Origin of the sequence: Phaeovulum sp. W22_SRMD_FR3, assembly GCF_052113705.1 — a bacterium.
Taxonomy (GTDB): domain Bacteria; phylum Pseudomonadota; class Alphaproteobacteria; order Rhodobacterales; family Rhodobacteraceae; genus JBGQOG01.
This window is the reverse complement of record NZ_JBGQOG010000005.1, coordinates 215,243-239,605: the sequence shown is the minus strand read 5'-3', so window position 1 is coordinate 239,605 and position 24,363 is coordinate 215,243. Positions and strand designations below refer to the sequence as shown.

At 65.5% G+C, this 24,363-nt stretch carries 21 protein-coding genes; 8 read left to right on the top strand and 13 right to left on the bottom strand.

Features of this window, described 5'->3' with window-relative positions; all coding sequences use genetic code 11:
• Nucleotides 1-24: 24 nt before the first annotated feature.
• The 8 genes from ACEN2S_RS09160 to ACEN2S_RS09125 form a co-directional block, all read right to left on the bottom strand.
• Entirely contained in the window at nucleotides 25-909 is an 885-nt protein-coding gene (locus tag ACEN2S_RS09160; protein ID WP_441865291.1) for a dihydrodipicolinate synthase family protein, read from the bottom strand.
• A gap of 8 nt (nucleotides 910-917) precedes the next feature.
• Entirely contained in the window at nucleotides 918-1,262 is a 345-nt protein-coding gene (locus ACEN2S_RS09155; protein ID WP_441865288.1) for an indolepyruvate ferredoxin oxidoreductase subunit alpha, read from the bottom strand.
• A 10-nt stretch (nucleotides 1,263-1,272) separates the two neighbouring features.
• A complete protein-coding gene (locus tag ACEN2S_RS09150) occupies nucleotides 1,273-2,049 on the bottom strand; it encodes an enoyl-CoA hydratase-related protein (protein ID WP_441865285.1) in 777 nt (258 codons plus the stop codon).
• Nucleotides 2,046-3,215 carry a CaiB/BaiF CoA transferase family protein gene (locus ACEN2S_RS09145; RefSeq protein WP_441865282.1) on the bottom strand — a complete coding sequence of 390 codons (1,170 nt, stop codon included), beginning with the start codon at nucleotides 3,213-3,215 and terminating at the stop codon, nucleotides 2,046-2,048. The genes ACEN2S_RS09150 and ACEN2S_RS09145 overlap by 4 nt, the downstream gene beginning before the upstream one ends.
• A 9-nt stretch (nucleotides 3,216-3,224) precedes the next feature.
• Nucleotides 3,225-4,589: an FAD-dependent oxidoreductase gene (locus ACEN2S_RS09140; RefSeq protein ID WP_441865279.1), complete on the bottom strand. Its 1,365-nt coding sequence runs from the start codon at nucleotides 4,587-4,589 to the stop codon at nucleotides 3,225-3,227.
• Nucleotides 4,590-4,667: 78 nt separating this feature from the next.
• Nucleotides 4,668-5,474: an ABC transporter permease gene (locus tag ACEN2S_RS09135; protein WP_441865276.1), complete on the bottom strand. Its 807-nt coding sequence runs from the start codon at nucleotides 5,472-5,474 to the stop codon at nucleotides 4,668-4,670.
• A complete protein-coding gene (locus tag ACEN2S_RS09130) occupies nucleotides 5,474-6,283 on the bottom strand; it encodes an ABC transporter ATP-binding protein (protein ID WP_441865273.1) in 810 nt (269 codons plus the stop codon). Before ACEN2S_RS09130 ends, ACEN2S_RS09135 begins: the two co-directional genes overlap by 1 nt.
• Before the next feature lie 7 nt (nucleotides 6,284-6,290).
• Nucleotides 6,291-7,334, bottom strand: coding sequence for an ABC transporter substrate-binding protein (locus ACEN2S_RS09125; RefSeq protein ID WP_441865271.1), 1,044 nt, complete (start codon nucleotides 7,332-7,334; stop codon nucleotides 6,291-6,293).
• A gap of 150 nt (nucleotides 7,335-7,484) precedes the next feature.
• Here ACEN2S_RS09125 and ACEN2S_RS09120 point away from each other — a divergent pair, with 150 nt between their 5' ends.
• On the top strand, nucleotides 7,485-8,390 hold the full coding sequence (locus ACEN2S_RS09120) for a LysR family transcriptional regulator (protein ID WP_441865268.1): 906 nt from the start codon (nucleotides 7,485-7,487) through the stop codon (nucleotides 8,388-8,390).
• Nucleotides 8,391-8,494: 104 nt separating this feature from the next.
• Here the strand turns inward: ACEN2S_RS09120 and ACEN2S_RS09115 are convergent, their stop codons facing one another.
• Together ACEN2S_RS09115 and ACEN2S_RS09110 are read right to left on the bottom strand one after the other, a co-directional pair.
• Nucleotides 8,495-9,748: a cytochrome P450 gene (locus tag ACEN2S_RS09115; protein ID WP_441865265.1), complete on the bottom strand. Its 1,254-nt coding sequence runs from the start codon at nucleotides 9,746-9,748 to the stop codon at nucleotides 8,495-8,497.
• Nucleotides 9,745-10,863 (bottom strand): sulfotransferase family protein, encoded by a 1,119-nt coding sequence (locus ACEN2S_RS09110; RefSeq protein ID WP_441865262.1) that lies wholly within the window; start codon nucleotides 10,861-10,863, stop codon nucleotides 9,745-9,747. The genes ACEN2S_RS09115 and ACEN2S_RS09110 overlap by 4 nt, the downstream gene beginning before the upstream one ends.
• Nucleotides 10,864-10,939: 76 nt before the next feature.
• Here ACEN2S_RS09110 and ACEN2S_RS09105 point away from each other — a divergent pair, with 76 nt between their 5' ends.
• Genes ACEN2S_RS09105 through ACEN2S_RS09075 form a run of 7 tightly spaced genes read left to right on the top strand, consistent with a single transcriptional unit; the run spans nucleotide 10,940 to nucleotide 20,195 of the window.
• Entirely contained in the window at nucleotides 10,940-12,202 is a 1,263-nt protein-coding gene (locus ACEN2S_RS09105; RefSeq protein ID WP_441865259.1) for a hydroxymethylglutaryl-CoA reductase, read from the top strand.
• A complete protein-coding gene (locus ACEN2S_RS09100; protein WP_441865256.1) occupies nucleotides 12,199-13,104 on the top strand; it encodes a UbiA family prenyltransferase in 906 nt (301 codons plus the stop codon). Before ACEN2S_RS09105 ends, ACEN2S_RS09100 begins: the two co-directional genes overlap by 4 nt.
• Nucleotides 13,104-15,533: a PEP/pyruvate-binding domain-containing protein gene (locus ACEN2S_RS09095; RefSeq protein WP_441865254.1), complete on the top strand. Its 2,430-nt coding sequence runs from the start codon at nucleotides 13,104-13,106 to the stop codon at nucleotides 15,531-15,533. Before ACEN2S_RS09100 ends, ACEN2S_RS09095 begins: the two co-directional genes overlap by 1 nt.
• Nucleotides 15,520-16,620, top strand: coding sequence for a DUF3419 family protein (locus ACEN2S_RS09090; protein WP_441865251.1), 1,101 nt, complete (start codon nucleotides 15,520-15,522; stop codon nucleotides 16,618-16,620). Before ACEN2S_RS09095 ends, ACEN2S_RS09090 begins: the two co-directional genes overlap by 14 nt.
• A complete protein-coding gene (locus ACEN2S_RS09085) occupies nucleotides 16,617-17,936 on the top strand; it encodes a diacylglycerol/polyprenol kinase family protein (protein WP_441865248.1) in 1,320 nt (439 codons plus the stop codon). The genes ACEN2S_RS09090 and ACEN2S_RS09085 overlap by 4 nt, the downstream gene beginning before the upstream one ends.
• Nucleotides 17,933-18,778: a hypothetical protein gene (locus ACEN2S_RS09080; protein WP_441865245.1), complete on the top strand. Its 846-nt coding sequence runs from the start codon at nucleotides 17,933-17,935 to the stop codon at nucleotides 18,776-18,778. The genes ACEN2S_RS09085 and ACEN2S_RS09080 overlap by 4 nt, the downstream gene beginning before the upstream one ends.
• Nucleotides 18,771-20,195: an AMP-binding protein gene (locus ACEN2S_RS09075; RefSeq protein ID WP_441865242.1), complete on the top strand. Its 1,425-nt coding sequence runs from the start codon at nucleotides 18,771-18,773 to the stop codon at nucleotides 20,193-20,195. The genes ACEN2S_RS09080 and ACEN2S_RS09075 overlap by 8 nt, the downstream gene beginning before the upstream one ends.
• Nucleotides 20,196-20,220: 25 nt before the next feature.
• On the opposite strand, the gene ACEN2S_RS09070 is transcribed toward ACEN2S_RS09075, so the two are convergent.
• The 3 genes from ACEN2S_RS09070 to ACEN2S_RS09060 are packed head-to-tail and all read right to left on the bottom strand — an operon-like array spanning nucleotide 20,221 to nucleotide 24,298.
• On the bottom strand, nucleotides 20,221-21,663 hold the full coding sequence (locus ACEN2S_RS09070) for an FGGY family carbohydrate kinase (protein WP_441865239.1): 1,443 nt from the start codon (nucleotides 21,661-21,663) through the stop codon (nucleotides 20,221-20,223).
• The gene (locus tag ACEN2S_RS09065) at nucleotides 21,660-22,904 is read right to left on the bottom strand and encodes an NAD(P)/FAD-dependent oxidoreductase (RefSeq protein ID WP_441865236.1); all 1,245 of its coding nucleotides are present in this window, start codon (nucleotides 22,902-22,904) and stop codon (nucleotides 21,660-21,662) included. The genes ACEN2S_RS09070 and ACEN2S_RS09065 overlap by 4 nt, the downstream gene beginning before the upstream one ends.
• A complete protein-coding gene (locus tag ACEN2S_RS09060; RefSeq protein WP_441865233.1) occupies nucleotides 22,901-24,298 on the bottom strand; it encodes an NAD(P)/FAD-dependent oxidoreductase in 1,398 nt (465 codons plus the stop codon). The genes ACEN2S_RS09065 and ACEN2S_RS09060 overlap by 4 nt, the downstream gene beginning before the upstream one ends.
• Nucleotides 24,299-24,363 lie beyond the last annotated feature (65 nt).

Here is a 24,363-nt window from a genome sequence, read left to right as displayed (position 1 = left end):
GGCAGTCTCCCCCTGATCGCGCGGTCACAGCGCCATCGCCGCGGCCAGGTCCGGAATGGCGTTCAGGGCGGCCCGTTGCGCCTCGGTCAGGGGCGCGAAGGGCGGGACAACCTTGGCCCACCGCGCATCGCCGCGTTGGCGTGCGACCAGATATTTGATCGCCGGGATCAGGGGTTGGCTGCTGATCGCCCCGCGTTGCGCGGTAATCTGCGCGACCAGATCGGCGGGCGGTGCCGAACGCGCCGCCCAGATCTGCGCGCAGAGCGGCGCCGTCAGATTGACGGTTGCGGAAATGCAGCCCGCGAACCCCGACGGAACGGCCTCCGAGAGCGAGGTCTCGGAACTGGGAAAGACCTGCAGCCCCGGCACGTCGCGCGCCAGTTGGCGGCAATAAGCGAGGTCCCCCGACGAATCCTTGATCCCGCAGAACCGCTCGGGAAAGGCTGCCCGCAGCCGCGCGATCAGTGCAACGGACAGGGTGATGCCCGTCATCTGCGGATAATTGTAGAAGTAAACCGCGATCCTGCGCGTGCCGAGCGCCTCATGCAGCGCCGCGTACCAGTCAAACAGCCCCTCATCAGAGACGGGTTTGTAGTAATAGGGCGGCAGCACCAGCGCGACGCCATAGCCCAGATCATCCGCATGCCGGGTCAGCGCGATGGTCTCGTCCAGCGACGGGGTGCCGGTGCCCACCATCAGACGGGCGCAATCCAAGCTTTCGGCGGCCCAGCCCATCACCCGTTTCCGGGTTGCGGTGTCAAACGAATTGGCCTCTCCGGTCGAGCCGAGCACGTTCAGCCCGTCACAGCCATGGTCGAGTGCCCAGGCGCAATGGCCAAGAAAGAGATCGCGCAGCGGCGCACCCTTCGCGTCGACCGGGGTCGGCACGGCGGCAATAATTCCTTGCATGCTCTGTCCTATTCCTGAGAGGGGCGGGTCTGCGCGCGGCGCGCCGCAACCGCCGGATGGTCGGGGATCGGCGGCGCGGTTTTGCGCCAGCCGCCGGGTTCGGAAATTTGGCCGTCTGCGTTCTGAAACACCGCGATGTTGATCTGAACGAAATCCGCCTCAGCGGCGTCGGCCTCGTCATCATAGCGGATCGCATCCACCGGGCAGATGCTCTCACACATCCCGCATTCGATGCATTCGGTCGGGTGGATGTAGAACATCCGCTCGCCCTCATAGATGCAGTCGACCGGGCAGGCCTGCGTGCAGATCCCGTCTTTGACATCAATGCAGTTGCTGCCGATGAAGAGCGCCATATCGCCTCCGCTATTTCCCGCGCCAGACGGGGGCGCGCTTTTCCCGGAAGGCGGCAACGCCTTCATCGGAATCCTCGGATGAGAGCGCCGCCATCAGCGCGGGGATCTGCAGCGCGCGGGCCTCTTGCGGGGTCAGATGCCCGGTCTGGCGCACGGTCTGCTTGATCGCCGCCACCGAGAGTGGCGCGCAGGCGAGGATATCCGCCACCCAGGCATCCACCTCGGCATCCAGCTGCGCGGCGGGCACCACGGCGTTCACGAGGCCATAGGCATGCGCATCCGCCGCCGAGAGCATCCGCCCGGTCATCATCAACCCATTGGCAATGTTGCGCGGGATCAGCCGTTGCAGCGCCACCATGCCGCCGTCCAGCGGCAGGCGGCCCACCTTCGCCTCGGGAAGACCAAAGCGGGCGGTGTCGGCGGCAATCACGATATCCGCGCCCAGCACCATCTCCATGCCACCCCCCAACGCCAGCCCGTTCACCCGGGCGATCACCGGCACCGTCAGACTGGTGCGCAGGGAAATCCCGCCAAAGCCGTTGGGATTGAGCGCGGCCCAATATTCCAGCCCGGATTTGCCGCTGTCAGACTTCAGATCCGCCCCGGCGCTGAAGGCGCGCTCTCCCGCCCCGGTCAGCACGATGCAGCGGATATCGTCGCGCGCCTCGATCTCGGCCCAGATCCGGTCAAGCGCCGCCTCGGTCGCGGCATCCACCGCATTCATCCGCTCGGCCCGGTCAATGGTGACGCGGGCGACGTGATCGCTGACGGTGAACCGCACGCTCATCCCGCTGCCCTCTCCGGTGCGGCACCCAGATTGAACTCTGCAATGATTTCATCGGTATGCTCGCCCAGACGCGGCGGCGCATGCCGGATCGTCATCGGCGCCTCGCTCAGATGCACGGGAGAGCCGACCAGCGTGATCCCCCCAAGGATCGGGTGATCGATCTCGACCAGCATGCCGTTGATCGCCGTCTGCGGATCCGCGAGCGCCACATCGAGGGAGCGGACGGGCGCGCACAACAGATCCTGCCCCTCCAGCCGTTCCAGCCAATGGTCGGTGGTGTTGGTGGCAAAATGTTCGCGGAACACGCCCTGCAGATAGGGCTTGTTCGCCCGCTGGATGGCGAGGGTCGGATAGGCGGGCGAGAGATCCTCAATCCCCAGCGCCGTGCAGATGTCGCGCAAGGGATTGGTCTTGAACGCGCCCACCACCACCAGCGCGCCGTCGGTGGTGTCAAACACCCCGGTCAGCGGCATCGCGGCCCAATTCAGCACCTCGCCATGCACATTCCATTGTGCCGCTTCCTGCATCTGCATCGCGATCATCGAGTCATAAAGCGAGACGCTGACCTGCTGCCCCTGCCCCGATTTCGCCCGCGCGAGCAGCGCCGCCAGAATGCCCTGCACCAAATGCATCCCGGCGGTATAGTCGCACAACGTGGTCGGATAGATCGATTTCGGGATCGACGGGTCCGAGCGTTTGTCCATCACGCCGCTCATCGCCTGGGCCAGAACATCCTGCCCGCCCTTATGCGCATAGGGCCCCGTCGCGCCAAACCCGGTGCCCGAGGCGCAAATGATGCCCGGATTGATCGCCCGCAGACGCTCATAGCCAAAGCCGAGGCGGTCCATCACCCCCGCCCGGAAATTGTCCACGATCACATCGGCATGGCGCACGAGGTCATAGACCATCTCTTTGCCCTGCGCGCTTTTCGTATCAATCTCGATCGAGCGTTTGTTGCGGTTGAGCGAGGCAAAGACCGCGTTGTTCAGCGCCGCCTCCGAGGTTTCGCCATAGAAACTGCGCGAGAGGTCGCCCGCACCGGGGCGCTCCACCTTGATCACATCCGCGCCGAAATCGGCCAGCATCTGCGTGGCGCAGGGCCCCAGCATCACTTGGGTGAAATCAATGACACGAATGCCGGCAAGCGGAAGGGTAGTGTTCGGCATCATCGCCTCCTATGCGTCAATTTTCGTGTCGACCAAAGCATTGGCCGAAGGGATGTCGCCGGGGTCTGCCCCCTGGGCGCGCATCTGTTGCTGGATCCGTTTCACATCGACATCGCGCAGCGCCGTGTTGCCATTCAGCGCGAGCGCGACGGCCACGCCCGCGGCCTCGCCCTGCGCCATACAGGGCGGAATTTCGCGCGACATTTTCTGTGCTTCGCTTTCAACCGAATAATGACGGCCCGCCACGATCAGATTGTCGATGCCCTTGGGCAGCAGGGCACGGTAGGGGGTGTAGTAATCGCGCCCGCGGCAGACCGAATCCGCAAAATGGCGGCGGCTTTTCACATCCTCTTTCGTCACCACATATTCGCCCTGCAAGAGGCGGGTCTGGCGCACACCCATCTGCTCGGCCGCGCCCAGCATCTTGGCATTCTCAAAGCCCGGAATATTGGCGCGGGCAAAAGCCAGCAGGCGCATCATCCGCTCGCGGCCTTCGATTTCGGCGGCCACCATATGTTCGGGCGAGAGGCCGTCATATCCGGGCATATGCGGGCAGTTGCACCAGACAATACCCGGCAGCGGCGTCTTCAGCCACCACATGCCCCAGGCGCCGCCAATCACCCGCCGCGCCTCGCGGTCGAGCTTTTTATAGGCCTCGGGGTTGGCATATTCATAGGCCTCGGCCTTGTCGGTATCGACATCGCAGAGCCGGAAGACGGTGGTGACGATATACTGCCCCTCGATGAACGAGGCCCCCGCTGACGCGGCCACATCCAGATCGCCGCTGGCGTCAATGACCATATCCGCGCGGATCGCCTGACGGCCGAGCTTGGTCTGGCAAATCACGCCGGTGATCTTGTTGCCTTCCACCAGCGCTTCCGAGAACCAGGAATGCAGACGCAGGTTGATCCCGCTTTGGGTGACCAAATCGAGGCTGACCCGTTTCCAGGCATCCGGGTCAAAGGCAACCGCATGGATGATCGGCTGCGGCATGCCGGTCGCGTGAAAGTCGATGCAGCCCCAGCGCGACCATTTCTGCCACATCTCCCAATTGGTCAGGCAGTCCTGCGGCGGCGGAAACACCGCGCCGTCCTGCTTGGCCATCCGCTCGACATATTCGCTGACAATGCCGGTGGTGACGATCTCGGCGCCGGCATTGACCATGTCATCCAGCACCAGCACCATGCCACCCGAGGCCATGCCGCCCATGTGGTGATAGCGTTCCAACAGCGTGACCGAGCAGCCGTTGCGCGCCGCCGACACCGCCGCCGACACCCCTGCCGGGCCCGCCCCGATCACCACCACATCGCTGTGGGCGACGACGGGCACCTGTTCCTGCCGGGATTGAATATACTCTTTGATTTGCGCAGCCATCAGGCATACTCCTCTCGCAGCGCGGCTGAGACCCTGATCTCAAGAAGCGCATTTCGATATTGAATTCAGTTTTTTAGACTACCAGCGCACCACCAGCCGCTCGACAATCGAGACCGCTGCAAAGAGCAGGACCGACAGACCCGAGGACATGAAGACCGTCGCGTAGAGGAGCGGCGAGTTGAAGTTGAACGTGGCATCGAGGATCAGCGCCCCAAGCCCGACATCCGCCCCGACCCATTCCCCGACAATCGCGCCGATCACACATGTGGTGGCCGCGATTTTCAGCGCCGAGAACAGGAAGGGCAGTGACGAGGGCAGCCGGATCTTCCAGAACACCTCGGCTTTGGAGGCCGAGAGGATGCGGGCCAATTCCAGCGCCTGCGGGCTGACCGCTTGCAGGCCGCGCACCATGTTGACCAGCGTCGGGAAGAAACAGATCAGCGCCGCGATCACCACCTTGGCGCTGAGGCCCGGGCCGAGGATCAACACCAGGATCGGCGCAATCGCCAGGATCGGGATGGTGTTGATAAAGACGGCGATCGGAAAGAAAGCACGCTCGATCATCCGGCTGTGCACGAAGGCCACGGCAATGATCACCGCGCTGACATTGCCGACCACAAAGCCCAGCACGCTTTCGAAAAACGTCGGCCAGAAATTGGTCAGCAGGATCGGGAATTTGTCGCCGAAGGTGGCCACGACATCGGTGGGGGCTGGGGCGATATAGGTCGGCACGCCGAAGAATTTCACGCCCAGTTGCCAGATCAGCACCAGCAGGACGGCGGTCACCACCGGCACGCCAACGGCGATCATTTTCTTGCGCCGCGCCGCCACGCGCTCTTCATCAATGATCTGGCGCGAGGGGGGCAGGTTATCGACAGCAGCCATCAGCATGTCTCCAGAAGTTTGCGCAGATAGGCGGAATAGCGGGTGAATTCCGGGGTGTCGCGCAGATCAAGCCCGCGCGGATGCGGCAGATCAATATCGACAACCTCACGCAGGCGGCCCGGATTTGCCTTCAGCATCAAGACCTTTTGCCCCAGAAACACCGCCTCCGGGATCGAATGGGTGACGAAGAGGATGGTGGTGCCGGTTTCCTTCCAGATCTGCAACAACTGCAGGTTCAGGTGATCGCGCGTCATCTCATCCAGGGCGCCGAACGGCTCATCCATCAGCAAAAGCTTGGGCTGACAGACCAGCGCCCGGGCAATCGCCACCCGCTGACGCATGCCGCCGGACAGTTCATGCGGCAGCGCATCCTCGCGCCCGCCGAGACCCACCAGCTTGAGCAATTCACGCGGGCTGCGGTCACCCACCGGAATTTTCACCCCCCGCCGCCGCCCGATTTCCAGCGGCAGCTCGACATTTTTGAGCGCCGAGCGCCAGGGCAGCAGGGTTGCATCCTGAAACACAAAGGCAAATTCCCGTGCCAGCCGCGCCTCTTCGGTGGATTTGCCAAAGATCGAGACCTTGCCCGAGGCCGCCGGAATGAGGTCGGAGACCAGCCGCAGCAGGGTGGATTTGCCGCAGCCGGAGGGGCCGAGGATCGTGTAGAACGCCCCCTGCTCGATGGTGATCGACAGGCCGTCGATGGCCGTGAAGCGCCCGAACTTGACCGAAGCGTCGGTCAAGGCGGCGGCGGGGACGCCTGCCGCCGAGGCGGCAGATCCCGGGGTGATTTCTTGGCGGATGGTCATCTCTGCCTCACCCATAGGTCGGGCGCGCGCCCGCGGTGGCGTCCAGCACCGACAACGTCATCACATCGGACACCGCGGGCACCGTGCCCTCGAACTGGCCCAGCTGCGCATAAATGTCGATCTGCGCCTGCCAGTTCTCGGCGGTCATCGTGCCCCAGCCCTTGGCGGCCGTGTTCGGGTTGAACGAATAATCCATCAAAAGATCGACGGTATCGAGCTCATTCTGCAGGTCCATGTTCGGGTAGCGCTTGAGCAAGATTTCCACCGCTTCCTTGCGGTTTTCATAAGCATAGCCCCAGCCCTTTGAGATCGCGCGGATCATTGCGGCAACCTGCTCGGGGTGCTCGGCGAGCGTGCTGTCGGTGACGTAATAGGGGTTGGCGTAAAGCTGGATGCCCGCATCCCAGAGCGACAGATCCACCCGCTGATCGCCGAGGATCGACAGCGCGCTGGTGTTGGTGTTCCAGCCGGTCACCACATCCACCTGCCCGGTCATCAGCGGCGCCATATCCGCCCCCATCACCAGCACTTCCACTTCATCCTCGGAAATGCCGTTCTTGGCCAAGAGCGCCCGCAGCAGGATCCGCGCGGTGCCATTCGTCGCCACCTTCTTGCCGATCAGATCCTGCGGCTTGGTCACCGGTTTGCTCTTGAGCGAGAAATAGGTGAACGGATGCTGCTGAAAACCCGCGGCAATGCATTTGATCGGCAGTCCGGCTGAGCGCGCCAGCATCAGCGACGGGCTGGAGGAGATCGAGCCGAGATTGGCCCGGCCAGAGGCAACCGAGGCCACACCGTCAATATTGGGCCCGCCCGGCACCACCGTCAGCGTCAGGCCTTCCTCGGCGAAAAAGCCCTTCTCATCGGCAACCAACTCGCCCAGAATGCCATTGCTGGCGAGCCAGCCCAGCTGCAAGGTCACCTCATAGCTGTCATTGGCGCGGGCTTGGGTGATCCCGACGAAGGTCCCGGCACAGGCCAGACCCGCGCCCGCCCCGAAGGTTTTCAACAGAGATCGACGGCTGTAACGGCTCGGCACGGCATCTTTCATTTCACTCTCCGGTTGGTTGTCGACTTTTTTGCAGTCGAAGCTTTTTCGCTCCCTTGCATTGACACTAGGTCAGCAAAACGCGATGCGGGAAGGATCAATAGTTGCCAACAGTGGTGCGTTTTTCGCACAACCCCATCACAGGAGCGGCGCATGCATTCCATCTTCTTGAAATATTTCGACGAAGTGGCCCGTCACCGCTCCATTCGCAAGGCTTCGACGCTGCTGAACGTGTCATCTACCTCGGTGAACCGCAAGATTCTGAGCGTGGAAAGACAGCTTGGCGTCTCTCTTTTTGACAGGACGCCCGAGGGGGTCGACCTGACCAGCATCGGCGCCATCTTGCTGGAACATTGCCGCAAGACCCTGCACGATTACGAGCGGACGCGCATTCTGATCGACGACATGCGCGACCTGCGCACCGGGCATATCAACATCGCCACCATCGACTCGGTCGCCTACGGCATCCTGCCGCAGGCCCTGCAGCAGTTCAGCAAAACCTATCCCGACATCTCGATCTCGATCACCACCGCGCAGCCCGATGAGGTGATGCGGGCGGTCGCGGGCGGGGCTGCGGATGTGGGGGTGACCTTCCTGATCGACATCCATCCCGACATCCGGGTGAATTCGGAAAAGTCGGCGCCCTTTGGCGTGATCCTGCGCCCCGATCACCCTCTGGCCGAGCGCAACAGTGTCACTTTGGATGACATTCAGCATTACCGGCTTGTCCGCACCATCGACGCGCGCGGGCGCAATTCGATCATCGATCAGATGGTGTCAAATCTGGCCTCGCCGCTCTCGACGCATGTGTTCACCAACACGCTGTTCATCGCCAAACAGATGATCCTCGAAAATCAGGGTATCGGCATCTACACGAAGATCGGCTTCAGCAGAGAGATTGAGGAGCAGCAGTTGAAGTTCATCCCCCTGCTGCACGAAGGGCTGATTGACATGAAGATCGGCACCCTGGTCTCGGCGACATCGGGCATCAATCCGGCCAAGAGTTTTGTCTGCGACATCGTGAACCGGCTGATCCGCGAGATGCGGCTGGATTCCTAGGCGGCGTGCAACAGATTGCCGCGGGTGTGCCTGACGGCTTCCGGGCAGTGCCTGCGTAAGGCTCGCCCGGTTGCGGATGGTGCCGCGCGGTGCTTTGGCGCAGATCACAATGGGCGGTCTTCAACCCGCATCCGGATCGCCGTTGTGGGGCGCAGGGTGATTTCAGCGGTCTCGTCCAACGTCTGCCCCGGCATCAGATGCAACCTGAACCGGGCATAAACGCGCGTGATGATATGCGTGGCCATTGTGCTGGCCAGATGCAGCCCCACACAGCGGTGCTGGCCCAATCCAAACGGCAGATAGGCATCGCGCGGGCGTGGTGTGTGGTGCGCGAAACGCGACGGATCGAACCGCGACGGATCCGTCCAGAAACCCGGATGCCGGTGCAGCAACCAGGGCGATATCAGCACCGAACTGCCGCGCGGAATGTCATAGCCGCCGAGGGTGTCACCCGCGATCACCCGCCGCTCAATCACCCAGATCGACGGATGCAGCCGTAGGCTCTCGGCGAAAATATGGGCGGGATCAGCCGTTTCCCCATCCGCGCCCGCGCTGTGGACAAAGGACCAGGCCAGGGCGGTGGCCGTGGTTTCATGCCCCGCGAGCAGCAGCGTCAGGGCGGCGTCGCGCAATTCCTGATCGCTCAGATGGATGTCGCCCCCGGCCTCATGCGCGGCCAGAAGGTCCGTCAGCACATCATCGGGACGATGCGCCGCGCGCCGCCGGTTCTGGATCAGATCGAAGACAATGGCATTCACCTCGGCAACAGCCGCTTTGAACGCCGGTCTGTGCAGACGGGGCGAGAGCATCGAAGCATCAACCGGTGCTTCAATCCGCCGCCAGGTGTCGGCCAGCAAGACGGCAAGGCAGGCATTGAACCGTCCGGCATCAATATCGGCGGAGAACAAGATTTTGATCGCGGCCGCAATGACGAGCTGCATCATCTCATCAACAATATCGATGGTGCCCCGCTGCCGCCACCGCTCCAGCATCGGATCGAGCAGCGTGTCAATCACCGGGCCAATCGCCGCGAACCGGCGCGGCTGAAAGGCGGGCTGGATCAGGCGCCGGTGGCGCTGCCATGCCACGTGATCTGCCGAGAGCAGGCTGTTGCCGGTGGCCGCCGCAATCCGGCGGGCACTGCGGGTGGCCTTGTCGTAATTGGCGCCGTTGCGCGACAGAACCTGTTCGACAAGGTCGGGCCGGTTGATCAGATGCGCGGTCACCGGACCAAACCGCAGCCGCACCACATCGCCATGATCGCGGGCGGCCTGCGTCAGGCACGCCAGCGGATCCGCCTTGAACGCGGCCAGAGATCCCCAGATTGCGCTGCCCTTCGGCCCCGGGGCGCGCGTCATATCGGGTAGTTCCCCGCCTTGAAACTCCGCGCCCAGCGGGCGGCAACGATGGCCTTTGTGGCGGCGTCCAGTTCGGTGAAATCGTTCTTTTGGTAGCCGCTCAGGCTGTCCACATAGTGGCGCAGCTTCTGCTCAAAAGCTGCGAACCCGTCCAGCGCGAGATGCGCATAAACCTTGGCCATCTCGCCCACCGGATCCGCCTCCAGGTCGTCAAAACGAATGTCGATGATGCGGTCCTTGGCGACCAGCGGCAGATCCTCGTAATAGGCGTCGTACATCACCTCATGCCGCCGCAGGGTCCCCTCATCTATCGCCGCGAGATCGGGACGTTGCAAATAGGTGTACCATCCCGCCGTATCAAAGAAATGCCGCTGCGACTGAAACACCCGGTAGGGGTCACGGTGGACATGCACGAAACGCGCCTCTGGAAACATCTCCAGAATGGTGCGGATGCGGGCGGTATGCGGCGGCGACTTGATCAACAGCGCCCGGGAATCGTGCAGCGAGAGTTTCTTGCAAAACGTCACGAAGGCCGCCTTCCAGGCATCAACCTCGGCGGGATCAACACCGCGAAAACTCATATAGCGGTCATAATGCGCCATACGCTCGGGAAAGCTGATCCCGAGATAGAGCGAGGTGAGCGTCATCAGCAAAGGCGCAAACTCATCCTCCTGCGGCGAGGTGAATTTCAGCGCCATATTGTCCATCGGCCGCCGCTCGGGCAGCATCCAGCGAAAGGCGCGGGTGGCAAAGCCTTCGGTGGTAAGAAACGTGTAGGGATTCACCACTTGATAGGTGTTGGGAAACTGGAACTGCGCGGTATCCTGCGCCAGCAATTCATGCAGCAAAGTGGTGCCGCTGCGCCAATGGCCGAGCACGAAGAGCGGCGGCCGGGTGATCTCCACCTGCGCAACCGCCGCGCCATGGCGGGCGTTTTCCACCATGGCGCAGACCGAGTTCGAGAGGCTGGCCACTGTGATGACCGCCGCGCGGTGCAGATAGGCTGGCGAGATGCGAAAATTGTTTTGCGCCAGAAGCTTGCACCATTTCCCAAAGGTGATACCAGTCAGGTAATTATGCCCGACGCTCCAGCGGTGCTTCAGCCTGCGATCCATCGGTTGTCCTTGCGCTTTGGCAGTATGTTGACATGTTATCGGGCCAGCGCCTTGAAACTAGAGCCGGAGCCCGCAGATGACAATTCCCTCGTATGTCATTGAGATGTTGAAAAAGGCGCGTGCACGGTTTGACTCGGGCGCGGGGCCCCAGATGTTGCCGAGCGATGCCGAGTTCACCACGCTGCGCCCGGTCCGCACGGCCAGTCTGGCCTCGGTTGCGAAATACTGGACCCGGCTGCGCGAAACCGCCTCGCAGGCCGATCAGGACGCGCTGGCCGATCCGCTGACGCTGGAAAACCCCGACCGGTTCAGCGCGAATATTGAGAATTTCATTGGCACGGTGAAGATCCCGGTGGGGATCATTGGCCCCTTGCGGATCAACGGATTGAACGCGCAGGGCGATTATCATGTGCCGATGGCCACGACCGAAGCGGCGCTGGTCGCCTCCTATGCGCGCGGCGCCTATGCGGCAACGAAAGCGGGGGGGATCAGCACGGCGCTCCTCTATGAAGGGGTGATCCGCACCCCCGCTTTCGTTTTTGACAGCCTGCTGACGGCGGGTCAGTTCGTGGAATGGACCGTGCGCCACATCGAGGCGCTGAAGACCGCCGCCGAGGCGACCACCCGCTATGGCAAGCTGACCTCGGTCGAGCCGATCATCGACAACAATGTCGTCTTTCTGATCTGCCGCTACACCACGGGTGACGCGGCGGGGCAGAATATGGTGACAATTGCCACCGATGCCTTGTGCCATGCGATTGTGGCGGATTGTCCGGTGCCGATGAAGGCCTGGTATATCGAGGGGAATTTCTCGGGCGACAAGAAGGCCTCGTTTCTGGGGTTGGTGACCGGGCGCGGGCGCAAGGTCAGCGCCTCGGTCACCCTGCCCGCTGCGGTGGTGCAAAAGACGCTGGGGACCAATGTGCAGGCGATGCTCGATTATGGTCAGGTGGCCAATCTCGGCGCGCATCTCTCGGGGCAATTGGGGGCGCAGGCGCATTTCGCCAATGGTCTGGCGGCACTCTATCTCGCGACCGGGCAGGATGCGGCCTGCGTGGCCGAAAGTGCCGTCGGCATCACCCGGATGGAGGCGCGGGGCGAGGATCTCTTTTGCTCGGTGACGCTCCCCAATATCCTTGTGGGGTCCGTGGGCGGCGGCACCGGGCTGCCCAGCCAGTCTGCGGGGCTGAATGTGCTGGGGCTGAAGGGCGCGGGCAAGGCTGCCGCTCTGGCCGAGGTGGTGGCGGCCACCTGTCTGTGCGGTGAGATTTCGATTGTGGCCGCGATTGCGGCAGGGCATTTCAGCCGCGCCCATGAAAATCTGGCGCGCCACAGATGAGCCTTTCCGCCCTCTGGACCTATCAGCGCGAGCGGTTTCCGCTGGCGAAAACCGCGCCGCTGCTGGCGGTGTTTTCCGCCGCAAGCCTTTGTGTGCCCGCCGTACTGGCCGGGCGACCCCTGCCGGGCGCCGGCGCCTTTCTGGCGGGGTTCCTCATTGCCATGCTGGTGTTTTTCCAGATGCGCGTCTGCGATGAATACAAGGATCGCGAGGATGACCGGCGCTTTCGCCCGGACCGCCCGATCCCGCGCGGCCTCGTGTCGCTGCGCCAGATCCTCGCGCTCGGGGCGGCCTCGCTGCCGCTGACGGCGCTGGTGGCCTGGGCCTGGTATCCACCGGTTCTGTGGCTGCTGGCGCTCGTCTGGGCCTGGCTGGCCGCGATGACGGCCGAGTTTGGCGCCCCCAGTTGGCTCAAGGCGCGCCCGCTGCTCTATCTCATCAGCCATATGGCAATCATGCCGCTGATTGATCTCCTCCTGACCGGGCTGGAATGGCTGCCCGGCGGTGGGGTCGCGCCCGGCCTCTGGCTGTTTCTGACCCTCTCCTTTGTGAATGGCTGCGTGCTGGAGATTGGCCGCAAGCTCTGGTCGCCCGCGCATGAAATCGCCGGGGTCGAGACCTATTCCGCGCTTTGGGGGCCGCGTAAAGCCGCGCTGATCTGGACGGGTTCGGTGGCACTCTCCTTTGCATTTCTGCTGGCGCTGGGGGTGGCAACCGGCACAGCGCTGCTCAGCCTGATCCTCGGCGGCATCGGCGTGGCCTGCTGCGCGGCCAGCGCGGCTCTGTACGCCAAATCCCCCACGGCACAGGCCGAAAAGCGCATGGACAGCATCGCCGGACTTTGGGTCTTTGCCTGCTACGCGCTGGCCGGATTGGCCCCGGCTCTGATGAGGGTTTTCTGATGTCCTATCTCGTGCCGCAAGCGGCAGCTCTGCAGGTGGATCAGGTCGGCGGCAAGGCCGCAGCACTCGCCCGGCTGGCAGGTTTCGGCTTTCACCCGCCCGCCTTTTTCGTGATCCGCGCCGAGGCATTTGCCGAAAGCCACCCCTGCGACGGGCTGGACGCCGCGCTGGCCACACTGGGCGATGGCCCCTTTGCGGTGCGCAGCTCGGCCCGTCAGGAAGACGGCGCCGCCCACAGCCATGCGGGCCAATTCGAGACGCTGCTGAATGTCGCGGCGCCCGATGTCTGGCAGGCGGCAGAGAAGGTCTGGCGCTCGGGCTTTGCCGAGGGGGTTGCGACCTATCGCAAGATGACCTCCGGCAGTACCGCCGAAGGCCCCGCCGTCATCGTGCAAAGGATGATCGACGCTCAGGCCGCAGGCGTGGCCTTTTCCGCCGATCCGGTCACCGGGCAGCGCGGCGTTGTCGTCCTCTCGGCCATTGCGGGGCTGGGAGAGCGGCTGGTTTCGGGCGAGGCGGATGGCGAGGACTGGCGCATCGGCACCACCCTCTCCGGCCCCGAGGCCCCAAAGGTCCTCACCCCCGCGCAGGCGCAAGAGGTCGCAGCGCTCGCCCGCCGGGCCGAGGCGGCCTTTGGCGCGCCGCAGGACATCGAATGGGCCTTTGACGCCACGGGCCTGCACATCCTGCAATCACGCCCGATCACCACGCCGCTGCTGCCCGCACCGCAAGCCGATACCGCCCTGACCATCTTTGACAATTCCAACATCGTCGAAAGCTATCCCGGCATGGTCAGCCCGCTGACCTATTCCTTTGCCGTTCACGTCTATACAAGGGTTTACATCGCCTTTGTGGCGCTCTTGGGGGTGCCCGAGCCCACCATCGCCGCCAATGCCCCGGTCTTTGGCAATATGCTCGGCCGGGTGGACGGGCGGGTCTATTACAATCTGGTCAACTGGTACCGGGCGCTGGCGCTCTTGCCCGGGTTTTCGCTGAACCGGGCCTATATGGAAACCATGATGGGGGTGGCGACCCCCATGCCCGCCGAGGTGACCGATGCCATCGGCCCGCCCCCGGCACACGGGCTGGCGCGCGGGCGGGAATATCTGAAACTGGCCCGGGTCGGCGGCAATCTGCTCTGGCAGGCGCTGCGCCTGCCCCGCACCCGGGCGCGGTTTTACGGGCGGCTCAATGCCGCGCTGAACAGCGGGCTGGACACCGACACCGCCGGGCCCACCGCGCTCGCGGCGGAATACCGGCGGATCGAGAGCACGCTTCTGGACCGCTGGGACGCGCCTTTGGTCAATGATTTCCTTTGCATGATCGCCTTTGGCGCCTCGCGCAATCTGATGGGGAAATGGCTGGGGCCTGCCGGGCTGGCCCTGCACAATGACCTGATGATCGGTCAGGGCGACATCATCTCGGCCGAACCCGCGCAACGCATCGGCAGGATCGGGCAGATGGTGGCGGCGGCGGGCCTCACCGAAGCGCTGCGGGAGGCGGGGCTGGCGGCGCTGACGGGGCATCCCGCGATCATGGCGGAGGTGCAGAGCTATCTGGCGAAATTCGGCGACCGCTGTACCGAAGAGCTGAAGCTGGAAAGCATTCCGCTCGGCGAGGACCCCACGAGCCTCATTCAGGCGATTGTGGCCTCGGCCACGCGCGGCGTTGCCACCCCGGCAGCGCCGCACATGCCCGATCCCGATTGGACGCGCCTCTTTCCCAAAAGCCCGGTCCGGCGGCGGCTGGCCAAAGCCCTGATGTCCTGGACCAAGGCCCGCGTGCGCGACCGCGAGAACCTGCGTTTTGAGCGGACCCGGATCTTTGGCTACACAAGGCGGGTGTTTCTGGCGCTGGGGCGCGAGTTCGCCGCGCGCGGCCTGATTGCGGCGCCGCGGGACATTTTCTTTCTGACCGTGGAGGAGGCATTGGGCGCGGTGGAGGGCGCGGGCCTGTCGCCGGACCTGAAATCCCTCGTTGCGCTGCGCCGTGCCGAGGATGCCGCAGCGGCGCTGCGCCCCGATCCGCCCGAACGCATCGAACTGCGCGGCCCGGCGATTGCCCCCCTGTGGGAGACGACCGCCACCGCACAGGATGCCGCAACACATCGGGTGGCAACGGGCTGCTCTGCCGGCCGGGTCACCGCCCGCGCCCGGGTGATCCGCGATCCGCGGACCGAGACGCTGACGCCCGGCGATATTCTGGTGGCGCGCCACACCGACCCCGGCTGGATCGCGGTCTTTTGCAACGCCTCCGCGATCGTGGTCGAGCGCGGCTCGCTCTTGTCGCATTCCGCCATTGTGGCGCGCGAATTGGGCATCCCTTGCGTCGTCGGGCTGAAAGGTGCGACTGATTGGATCAGGGATGGCGAAATGATTGCCGTCGACGGGGCCACGGGGCGGGTAGAGAAGACCGATGCAAAGCTCTGAGATTGCGGCGAAAGCCGCCTTTGATCACATCCGCTATGCCCAATTGTGGGAGGATGCCGATGTTCTGACGCAGGCCTTGGGCGATTGCCGGGGCGGCACTCTGGTGTCGATCTGCGCGGCGGGCGACAATGCGCTGGCGATGCTGACATTGGACCCGGCGAAAGTGGTGGTGGTCGACCTCTCCCCGGCGCAGATCGCCTGCCTGAACCTGCGGATCGGCGCGTTCCGGCACCTCACCCATCCCGAGTTTCTGGAGCTGATGGGCGCGCGCCCCAGCACAAGGCGCAGGGCATTGATGGCGCAGGCGCTGACCGGCGCCGATGCGGAGACCCGCGCCTTGTGGGACAACCTCGCCGGAGAGGTGGCGCTGCACGGGGCGGGCGGCGTCGGCAAATTCGAGCGCTATTTCCGCACCTTCCGCACCCGCCTCTTGCCGCTGGTGCATGCGCCAAAGACCATCGATGCGATCTTCGTCTCGCGGCCCCTGCCCGAACGTCAGGCCTTTCTGGACAAGCGTTTCAATACCTGGCGCTGGCGGCTCTTGCTGAACGCCTTTTTCTCGCGCTTTGTCATGGGGCGGATGGGCCGGGACAAGGCGTTTTTTGACCATGTCGCGGGCAGCCCGGCGCAGCATGTGGCGCGGCGCATTCGCCATGCCGCCGTCACCTGCGATCCGGCGGATAACCCCTATCTGCACTGGATCATGAAGGGCACACACGGTGCCGCCCTGCCGATGACCTGGCGGGCCGAGCATTTTGACACGATCCGGGCGCGGCTCGACCGTCTCGACATCCGCCCCGGCTCGCTTGAGGCTTTTGTCTCGACCGGGGAAAAAGCCGACGGGTTCAACCTCTCGGATATCTTTGAATATATGTCGCCCGAGGTTTTCGCCTCGGTCTATGGCACCATTGTGAACGCCGCATCGCCGGGGGCGCGGCTGGTCTATTGGAACATGATGGCGCCGCGCCGGGTGCCCGCCGCCCATGCCGCGCGGGTGACCACCCTGACCGGGGTCGAGGAAAGGCTGAAGGCCGTCGACAAGGCATTCTTCTACTCCGATTTCGTGGTGGAAGAGGTGCAGGGGTGAGTGCCGCGCTGCAAATGGCGCTGGCGCTCGGCTCGGTCGCGGTACTCTTGGGGTTGATGGCGATTGTCCGCGCCCTCGCGCCGCGCTGGGGCATCGGCAGCGAGCTGCAACGCAAAATCGTGCATATCGGCACCGGCATCTATGCCATCCTCTTGCCCTGGCTGTTTCCGGACCGCTGGCCGATCTACGCGCTTTTGGCCGTGACGCTGGGGGTGATGCTGGTGCTGCGGCTGCCCAATTCGGGGCTGGGCACGACGCTGCATGGGGTCAAACGGACCTCTTATGGCGATCTCCTGCTGGCGGTCTCGGTCGGGCTTTGTCTGTTTTTCGCGGGCGATCAGCTCTATCTTTATGTCCTGCCGCTGGCGGTGCTCACCCTGGCGGATGCGATGGCGGCCTTGGCGGGCAGCACCTATGGCACGCGGTTCTTCGCGGTGGAGGAAGGCCAGAAGAGCGTTGAGGGCAGCACTGTCTTTTTCGCCGTCACCCTTCTGATCTCGGTCATCTGCCTGATGCTGATGACCCCCTTTGCGCCTGTGAATATCCTCGTGCTGTCGCTCATGGTGGCGGCCTTTGGCACCTTTGTCGAGGCGGTCAGCTGGCGCGGTTTTGACAACCTGTTCCTGCCGATGGGCCTGCTGATCTTTCTGTCGGTCCATGCCGCGGATCCGCTGGCGGATCTCATGATCCTTGCCGCCATTTTCGCGGGCACCATCCTTGCCTTCAAACGCATCGCGCCGAAAATCGGCCTGACCCATCATGCGGCGCGCGTCTATGTGACGGCGGTATTCCTGCTGCTGGCGGTGATCGACTGGCAAAATGCCGTCTTTCCGATCTGCACTCTGGCCGCCCATGTCTGGAGCCGGACGACGGCGCCGGGTGACAGCGCATTCCCGGATCTGGACGTTGTTGCAAGTCTGGCGCTGGTCAGTTTTGGCGCCTGGACGCTTGGTGATGCCACCGGCTACAACGCAATTTCCTTTTATGGCATGATCACCATGGCGATGACGACCGCGCTCGGCGCGCTCGCGCTGACCCCGCAACCGCGCGCGCGGCAGATCGGCACCCTGCTCTGCCTTCTGGGCGGGGCCTGCCTGATCCGCGCCGGGGTGATCGGCCTGAACCCCGCGGGCACGAACTGGAACGGCCCGATGTGGCCCGGGGTCATCGCCTGTCTGGCGCTGAGCGCCCTTCTTCCGACGCTGTCGCCAAAGGCTTTTGCGGCGCGGCGCATGCTCAAGGTGACTCTGCTGTCGCTGGCGGTGCCGGTGCCGGCCTATCTTTACGCCATGGCTGTTGCAGGGGGATCACTATGACAGAACAGGTTTTCAAAACCGAGGGCGCACGCCTCACCCTCTATCCGGACGGCCCTGCGTGGGAGGGCGCCCCGGCTGCCACCTTCGGGGCGTTCAGCTGTAAAACCGCGGCCGCCGGGGCCGAGGTTCTGGCGCAGGCAATCGCATCTGCACGGGCGCAGGGGCTGCGGCAGATCATCGGTCCGATGGATGGCGACACCTGGCACAGCTATCGCTTCGTCACCAGAACCGATGGCAGCCCGGCGTTCTTGCTCGAGCCTGCGCCGAATGACATCGGGCTTGCGGTGGTCAAGGCGGCGGGCTTCCGCCAGATCAGCAGCTATTTTTCGGCACGCGTTCCGTTGGCGCAGACCGCGCTGACGGCACCGCCCGCCACCACCGATTTCACGGTCGAGACCTGGGATGGCAGCGACCCCGAGGCGCTGTTCCATCAGGTCTATGACCTCTCCTGTAGCGCCTTTTCACAAAACGCTTTTTACAAGCCGATCAGCCGCGCGGCTTTTCTGGCGATGTACATGCCACTGGTGCCGATGCTGAAGCGCGAGCTGATCTTTTTCGCCCGCAGGCCGGATGCATCGCTGGCGGGGTTTCTCTTCGGCACCCCGAATTACGCCGAGGGGCCAAGCCCGTCCGGCGTGATCCTGAAAACCTATGCCAGCCTCGCGCGCGGGGCCGGGCAGCATATGGCCTATGCCTTTCACAAGGCCGCCGCCGCGGCGGGCTATGCAACCGCCATCCATGCGCTGATCCATGACGACAACCTCTCTGCCCTGCGCAGCGCCTCGGAAGGGGCCGAGGTGTTCCGGGCCTATGGGCTTTTCGGGCGCAAACTGGATGGCTAGCCTGCTCGGGAATTTCGCGGCAGCCGTGGCGCGGCACCCGCAGCGGGTGGCGATTGTGGATGGCAGCGGCCGTGAAACGACCTTTGCGCAGCTGCAGGCGCGGGCGCAGGGCCTGGCGCGGTTCTGGCAGATGCGGGGCGTGCAAAAAGGGGACCGCGTGCTGGTGGCGATGCCCCTCAATGCCGATCTTTACGCCAGCCTCGCGGCGCTGTGGGCAGTTGGGGCAACGGCGGTGCTGCCCGAGCCTGCGATGGGGCTGGCCGGGCTGCGCCATGCCGCGAAAACCGTGGGGGCGGTGGCCTATTGCAGCGCGGGGCCGTATGGCCTGCTCAGATACCTGCTGCCCGCCCTGTGGCGCCTGCGCCCCTTGCCCCTGCGCAGCCGGGCGGGCGCCGCGCCGGATCTTGCGCCCCCGGCCGCGCATGACATCGCGCTGATTTCCTTCACCTCGGGCACCAGTGGCGCGCCCAAGGCCATTGCGCGCAGCCACGGCTTCCTGAACGCGCAACATCAGGCCATCGCCCCCCTGTTGCACAGCGCGGCGGCCGAGCGTGATCTGGTCGCGTTTCCGGTGTTTGTGCTGATCAACATCGCCAGTGGCCAAACATCGGTCCTGCCCAACTGGAAGATGTCACGTCTGGCCTCACTGTCCCCCGCAGCGATGGCCGACTGGATGCAACGCCAGCAGGTCACCCGCGCCCTGATCCCCCCGTCGCTGTGCGAAAAGCTGGCGATGGCCCCGGTTCCCGCCGGGCTCCACAGCGTCTTTACCGGCGGCGGCCCGGTGTTTCCGGATACCCTGGCCAAGATGGCGGCGGCGAAACCGGGGCTGACGCGGATGTGCGTCTATGGCTCGACCGAGGCCGAGCCGATTGCGCATCTGGACGCGGCAGAGATCACCGACGATGACCTCGCCCGAATGACCGCCGGGCATGGTTTGCTGGTGGGCCATCCGGTGCCGGGCCTGCAACTGCGCCTTGTGGGGGGGGAAATTCAGGTGGCCGGGGCGCATGTGAACAACGGCTATCTCGACCCCCGGCATGACATCGACAACAAGATCCGTGAGGGCGCCGTGATCTGGCACCGGACGGGGGATGCGGGATCGCTCGACACGCAGGGGCGTCTGTGGCTGCTCGGGCGGATGGGGTCAGAGGTTGAGATGCCGGGCGGGCCGGTGTTTCCCTTCGCCGTCGAGGTGGCCGCGCATGGCTGGGAGGGGGTCGCGCAATGCGCCTTTGTCAGCGCAGAGGACGGCCCCTGTCTGGTGATTGCAGGCGCCGAACGTCATCTGCCCGATTGGCAGCGAAAGGCGCGCGCCATGGGCATTTGCACCGTGACCGTGCTGGCCGAAATACCGATGGACCGCCGTCACGCGTCAAAAGTCGACCGCGCCGCGCTGAGGGCCCTGATGCGGTGATGCCCGCTGCGGGGCGGCGCCGCCCTCAGACCCCCGATTGCACCGCCGGTTCCAGATCCGCCCCCCAGCGCTGGATCAATCCGCGCGCCTGTGCAAAGCGGGCGCGCCAGACGCGCCCGTCCCGTTGCGGATCTATCCGCCGGGTCACTTCCTGCACAGGCGGCACCTCTCCCGTCACCTCGCCCGCCATGAGGGCCACGCCAATCGCCGTGCGCTCATTCTGATCCGAGAGCACCAGCGCATGCCCGCTGCAATCGGCCAGAAACTGCATCATATAGCCATTGGCCGCCATCCCCCCGTCGACCGAGATCGGCCCGGTCAGTGGCTGCACCGCCGCAATGGCCGCCAGCGCCTCGGCCATGCGCAGCGCGACGCCCTCAAGCAGCGCCTGCATCAGATCGCGCGGCGCGGTGGCCAGCGTCATGCCCAGCCAACCGCCGCGCGCGCTGCGGTCCCAATGCGGACAGCCGAGCCCCGCCAGCGCCGGCACAAAGACCAACCCGCGGCCAATCGCGGCGGGCGCTTCGAACTGGTTGATCTCGCTGAAGGTTTTGAACAGCCCCAGATCGCGCGCCCAATTGACTGCCGCCGCCGCTGTGGTCACCCCGGCATCCAGCGCATAGACCGGTGCCTGGCCCGCGCGCTGCCAGGCCAGCGTTTGCAAAGGCCCCTCGCAGGGCGCAAGCGGCTTTTCGGTGACGGCCAGGGCAAAGGCCCCGGTGCCAAAGGTCACCTTGGCATCCCCCGGCGCCCGGCAGCCATGCCCGAACAGCGCCGCCTGCTGATCGGTGAGGCTGGCGGCCAGCGGCAGGCCCGGCGCAAGCGCGCCCAGATCGCCACTGGAGGCGGTGATCCGCGGCAAGGCCTGCAACGGCACATCAAAAATCCGACAGAGTTCCGGGTCCCACTCGCAGGTCGCGAGGTTCATCAGCGAGGTCCGCGCGGCAGTGGTGACATCGGTCTCGAACCGCCCGGTCAGCTGCCAGCGGAACCAGGCGTCGGTGGTGCCAAGGCAAAGCCGCCCCCGCGCCGCCAGCGCCGCCGCCGCCGGGTTGTGCCGCAGGATCCAACCGAGCTTTGCCGCCGAGAAATAGGCATCCAGCGGCAGCCCCGCCCGCGCCATCACCTCCGGCCCCAACCCCGCCGCCGCCATCTCCGCAATGACATCCGCTGTGCGGCTGTCTTGCCAGACGATCACCGGCCCCACCGGCACCCCGCTCTCCGCATCCCAGCCCAGACAGCTTTCGCCCTGATTGGCCAGCCCCACCGCGCCCGCCCCCGCCGAGATCCCCGCCGCAAGACAGGCCCTGAGATGGGAGAGAAGTTCCTGCGGATCATGCTCCACCCAGCCGGGTTGCGGATAGAGCTGGCGGTGCGTCAGGCTCGCCAGCACTTCGGCCCGCCCATCGGGCGTCAGCAGCACCGCGCGGGTGCTGGTGGTGCCCTGATCCAATGCCAAAAGCTTCATGTCTCTGCCTCCAGCGCAAGGTCGAAATCCCCCGGCCCCGCCGCCGCCAGCAACCCGGGCTTGAGATGCAGCCGCCGCTCGGGACGCGCGGTCATCGCCTGCGCCGCGATCTCGGCCCCCGCCTGCCGCAGGACCAGCCGCCCCCGCATCTCCGCCGCCGCCCGCAGCTGCGGCGCGAGCGCCACCGGCACCCCCGGCACCATCGGCACCCGCCGTTGCGGCACCAGATAGGCCAGCGCCCCGGCCGCACGGATATGCTGTGCCACATCCGCATCCGGCAGCGCGCCCGACAGGCTCGCGGCCAGCGCCGCCGCCACACGCCGCCCCTCGGCCCAGCACCAGCCCGCCGTCTCGACCGGGTGCAACAGATTGCCCGCCGCGAAGTAACCCGGATCCGAGCAGCGCCCGTATTGATCCACCTCCGGCCCGCCCGAGGCCGGGTCAAAGCGCAGATGGCTGGCGCGGATCAGGCTTGCCTCGGGACGAAACTTTCCGCTGATGATCACGCCGTCGCAGGGCAGGGTCCGCTCCGTCCCCCGGTGGCGCAGGGTCACCCCCTCGACCTGATGCCTGCCATGGATGGCGACAAGCGCGGTTTCCAGATGCAGCGGCACCCCCAACGCGCGCGGCAAGAGCGGCGCGGGCCAGCGGGCGGTGACGCGGCTGCCCGGCTCGATCATCGCCCGCGGGCGGATCCCGGCATGGCGGCAGGTGAGCAGCGCGGAGAACGCCACCATCTCGCTGCCCAGAATGACCGGCTGCAGGTAGGGGCGCGGCAGGCCGTGGCTTTGCGGCAGATAGACCAGCTGTTGCAGCGCCCCGGTGGAGAGCACGCCGCCAGGTTTGCTGCCGCCGATCCCGCGCGCGGCGCGGCTGCTTTCGCGCAGACCCGTCGCCAGAAGCACGCGCCGCGCGCCGATCTCAGAGGGCCCCTCCGGCGTGGTTACGCTTAGGCGCGGCCCCGGATGCAGTGCGGTCACCGTGGTGCGGGTGGCCACCAGCACCCCCGCCGCCCGCGCCTCTGCCACCAGCCGCGCCGCATAGGCAGGCCCGCGCATCAGGCGCTGAAACTCCCGCATGCCAAAGGGATAATGCCCGCAATGGCGCGGAATGCCGCCCGCCTCGGCCTCGCGCTCCAGCACCACCACGCTGTGGCCCTGCGCCCGCAGCTGGATGGCCGCCGCCAGCCCTGCCGGACCGCCGCCGACAATGACCACATCCGCCCTCTCTGGCAGCGTCATATCGCGCCCTCCCCGCCCAGCATCGGCTGCGCCAAGCGCCCCTCGGTCATCTCGGCCAAGGCACCGGTGCAATAGAACCCCTGACAGCGCCCCATCGTCACCCGCGTGCGCCGCTTGAGCCCCGCCAAGCTGCGGGCGGCGAGCGGCCCCTCAAGCGCCGCCGCCACCTCTCGCCGGGTCACCAGCTCGCAATGGCACAGGATGCCGCCATGGCCGGGGCGCTGCCAGTCGCGCACCTCGCCCTCGGCCAGCATCGGCATCTGCGGCCAGACCGGATCGGTCAGCGGCCCGCCAAAGCCCGGCAAAAGCCCCGCCACATGCTGCGCCAGCCCCAGGGCCGCACTCAGACCGGTGGAGCGGATGCCGCCAAGGCCGAGATAGTGCATCCCCGGTTCATGCCGGATCCGGTAGTGCTTTTCGTCGCTCGCGGGCCGCAGCCCGGCATAGATCGCCGTCACCTCATGCCCCGCGAGACCGGGCAGGATCTCTGCCCCCCGCCGCTGCAATGCCGCCAGCGTTTCCGGCACCAGATCGGCGCGGTCTCGCTCGGGCTGTTCCTCGGCCGTCGGGCCGACCAGCAAATTGCCAAAGGCTGTGCGGCAGACCACGATGCCCTTGGTCGTGGCGCTGGGGACCGGCAGCAGGATATGCCTGGCCAGCGCGGCGGCGGATTTGTCATAGACCACGAACTGCCCCTTGCGCGGGCGGATCTCAAAGCTGGCGGTGCCGGTCAGCATGGCCTCCACCCGGTCGCCATAAAGCCCCGCCGCATTGATCACCTGCCGCGCCTGCACCGGGCCCTGCGGCGTTGTCAGGTGCCAGCGTTCGCCGTCGAAAATCCCCGCCGTCACCGGGCAATCGCGCCGCATTTCTGCGCCGTTCACCAAGGCTTGCATCAGATAACCCTGCGGCGCCGACCAGGGGTCGATCAGATATTCGCGGGGCACCCGAAAGCCCCCGCGCACCGCCGGGTTCAACGCCGGTTCCAGACGCAGCAGCGCCTCTGGCCCCAGTTCCTCCAGATCCTCCACCGCATTCGCCCGCGCCTGCGCCATCAGGCCGGGCAGTTGCGCCAGTTCCTCCTCCGTCCAGGCGAGCACCAGTGCACCCGCACGGATCAGCGGCAGGTTGAGCCGCGCCCGGATCTCGAGATATTCTGCATGGCCCGCCGCGACACAGGCCGCCTCCAGCGAGCCGGTCGGCGCGTCAAAGCCGGTGTGCAGGATCGCGCTGTTGCCCTTGGAAGCGCCGTCGAGCACATCCGCCGCCTTTTCCAGCACCACCACCCTTGCGCCCGAAAGCGTCAGCCGACGCGCCACCGCACAGCCCACGACACCCGCGCCGATGATGGCCACATCATACGCCCCGCGCGCCGGGGCCGCCTGTTCCGCCATCATCCACTCCTGCATCTGATGAGTCGCAGCCTTGCGAATAATGCCCGTTCGGTCAATTAAATTTC

What these genes read in the sequence shown, in the direction of transcription:
- ACEN2S_RS09160 (WP_441865291.1), bottom strand. Translation starts at nt 909, where the DNA reads ATGCAAGGAATTATTGCCGCCGTGCCGACCCCGGTCGACGCGAAGGGT.
- ACEN2S_RS09155 (WP_441865288.1), bottom strand. Translation starts at nt 1,262, where the DNA reads ATGGCGCTCTTCATCGGCAGCAACTGCATTGATGTCAAAGACGGGATC.
- ACEN2S_RS09150 (WP_441865285.1), bottom strand. Translation starts at nt 2,049, where the DNA reads ATGAGCGTGCGGTTCACCGTCAGCGATCACGTCGCCCGCGTCACCATT.
- ACEN2S_RS09145 (WP_441865282.1), bottom strand. Translation starts at nt 3,215, where the DNA reads ATGCCGAACACTACCCTTCCGCTTGCCGGCATTCGTGTCATTGATTTC.
- ACEN2S_RS09140 (WP_441865279.1), bottom strand. Translation starts at nt 4,589, where the DNA reads ATGGCTGCGCAAATCAAAGAGTATATTCAATCCCGGCAGGAACAGGTG.
- ACEN2S_RS09135 (WP_441865276.1), bottom strand. Translation starts at nt 5,474, where the DNA reads ATGGCTGCTGTCGATAACCTGCCCCCCTCGCGCCAGATCATTGATGAA.
- ACEN2S_RS09130 (WP_441865273.1), bottom strand. Translation starts at nt 6,283, where the DNA reads ATGACCATCCGCCAAGAAATCACCCCGGGATCTGCCGCCTCGGCGGCA.
- ACEN2S_RS09125 (WP_441865271.1), bottom strand. Translation starts at nt 7,334, where the DNA reads ATGAAAGATGCCGTGCCGAGCCGTTACAGCCGTCGATCTCTGTTGAAA.
- ACEN2S_RS09120 (WP_441865268.1), top strand. Translation starts at nt 7,485, where the DNA reads ATGCATTCCATCTTCTTGAAATATTTCGACGAAGTGGCCCGTCACCGC.
- ACEN2S_RS09115 (WP_441865265.1), bottom strand. Translation starts at nt 9,748, where the DNA reads ATGACGCGCGCCCCGGGGCCGAAGGGCAGCGCAATCTGGGGATCTCTG.
- ACEN2S_RS09110 (WP_441865262.1), bottom strand. Translation starts at nt 10,863, where the DNA reads ATGGATCGCAGGCTGAAGCACCGCTGGAGCGTCGGGCATAATTACCTG.
- ACEN2S_RS09105 (WP_441865259.1), top strand. Translation starts at nt 10,940, where the DNA reads ATGACAATTCCCTCGTATGTCATTGAGATGTTGAAAAAGGCGCGTGCA.
- ACEN2S_RS09100 (WP_441865256.1), top strand. Translation starts at nt 12,199, where the DNA reads ATGAGCCTTTCCGCCCTCTGGACCTATCAGCGCGAGCGGTTTCCGCTG.
- ACEN2S_RS09095 (WP_441865254.1), top strand. Translation starts at nt 13,104, where the DNA reads ATGTCCTATCTCGTGCCGCAAGCGGCAGCTCTGCAGGTGGATCAGGTC.
- ACEN2S_RS09090 (WP_441865251.1), top strand. Translation starts at nt 15,520, where the DNA reads ATGCAAAGCTCTGAGATTGCGGCGAAAGCCGCCTTTGATCACATCCGC.
- ACEN2S_RS09080 (WP_441865245.1), top strand. Translation starts at nt 17,933, where the DNA reads ATGACAGAACAGGTTTTCAAAACCGAGGGCGCACGCCTCACCCTCTAT.
- ACEN2S_RS09075 (WP_441865242.1), top strand. Translation starts at nt 18,771, where the DNA reads ATGGCTAGCCTGCTCGGGAATTTCGCGGCAGCCGTGGCGCGGCACCCG.
- ACEN2S_RS09070 (WP_441865239.1), bottom strand. Translation starts at nt 21,663, where the DNA reads ATGAAGCTTTTGGCATTGGATCAGGGCACCACCAGCACCCGCGCGGTG.
- ACEN2S_RS09065 (WP_441865236.1), bottom strand. Translation starts at nt 22,904, where the DNA reads ATGACGCTGCCAGAGAGGGCGGATGTGGTCATTGTCGGCGGCGGTCCG.
- ACEN2S_RS09060 (WP_441865233.1), bottom strand. Translation starts at nt 24,298, where the DNA reads ATGGCGGAACAGGCGGCCCCGGCGCGCGGGGCGTATGATGTGGCCATC.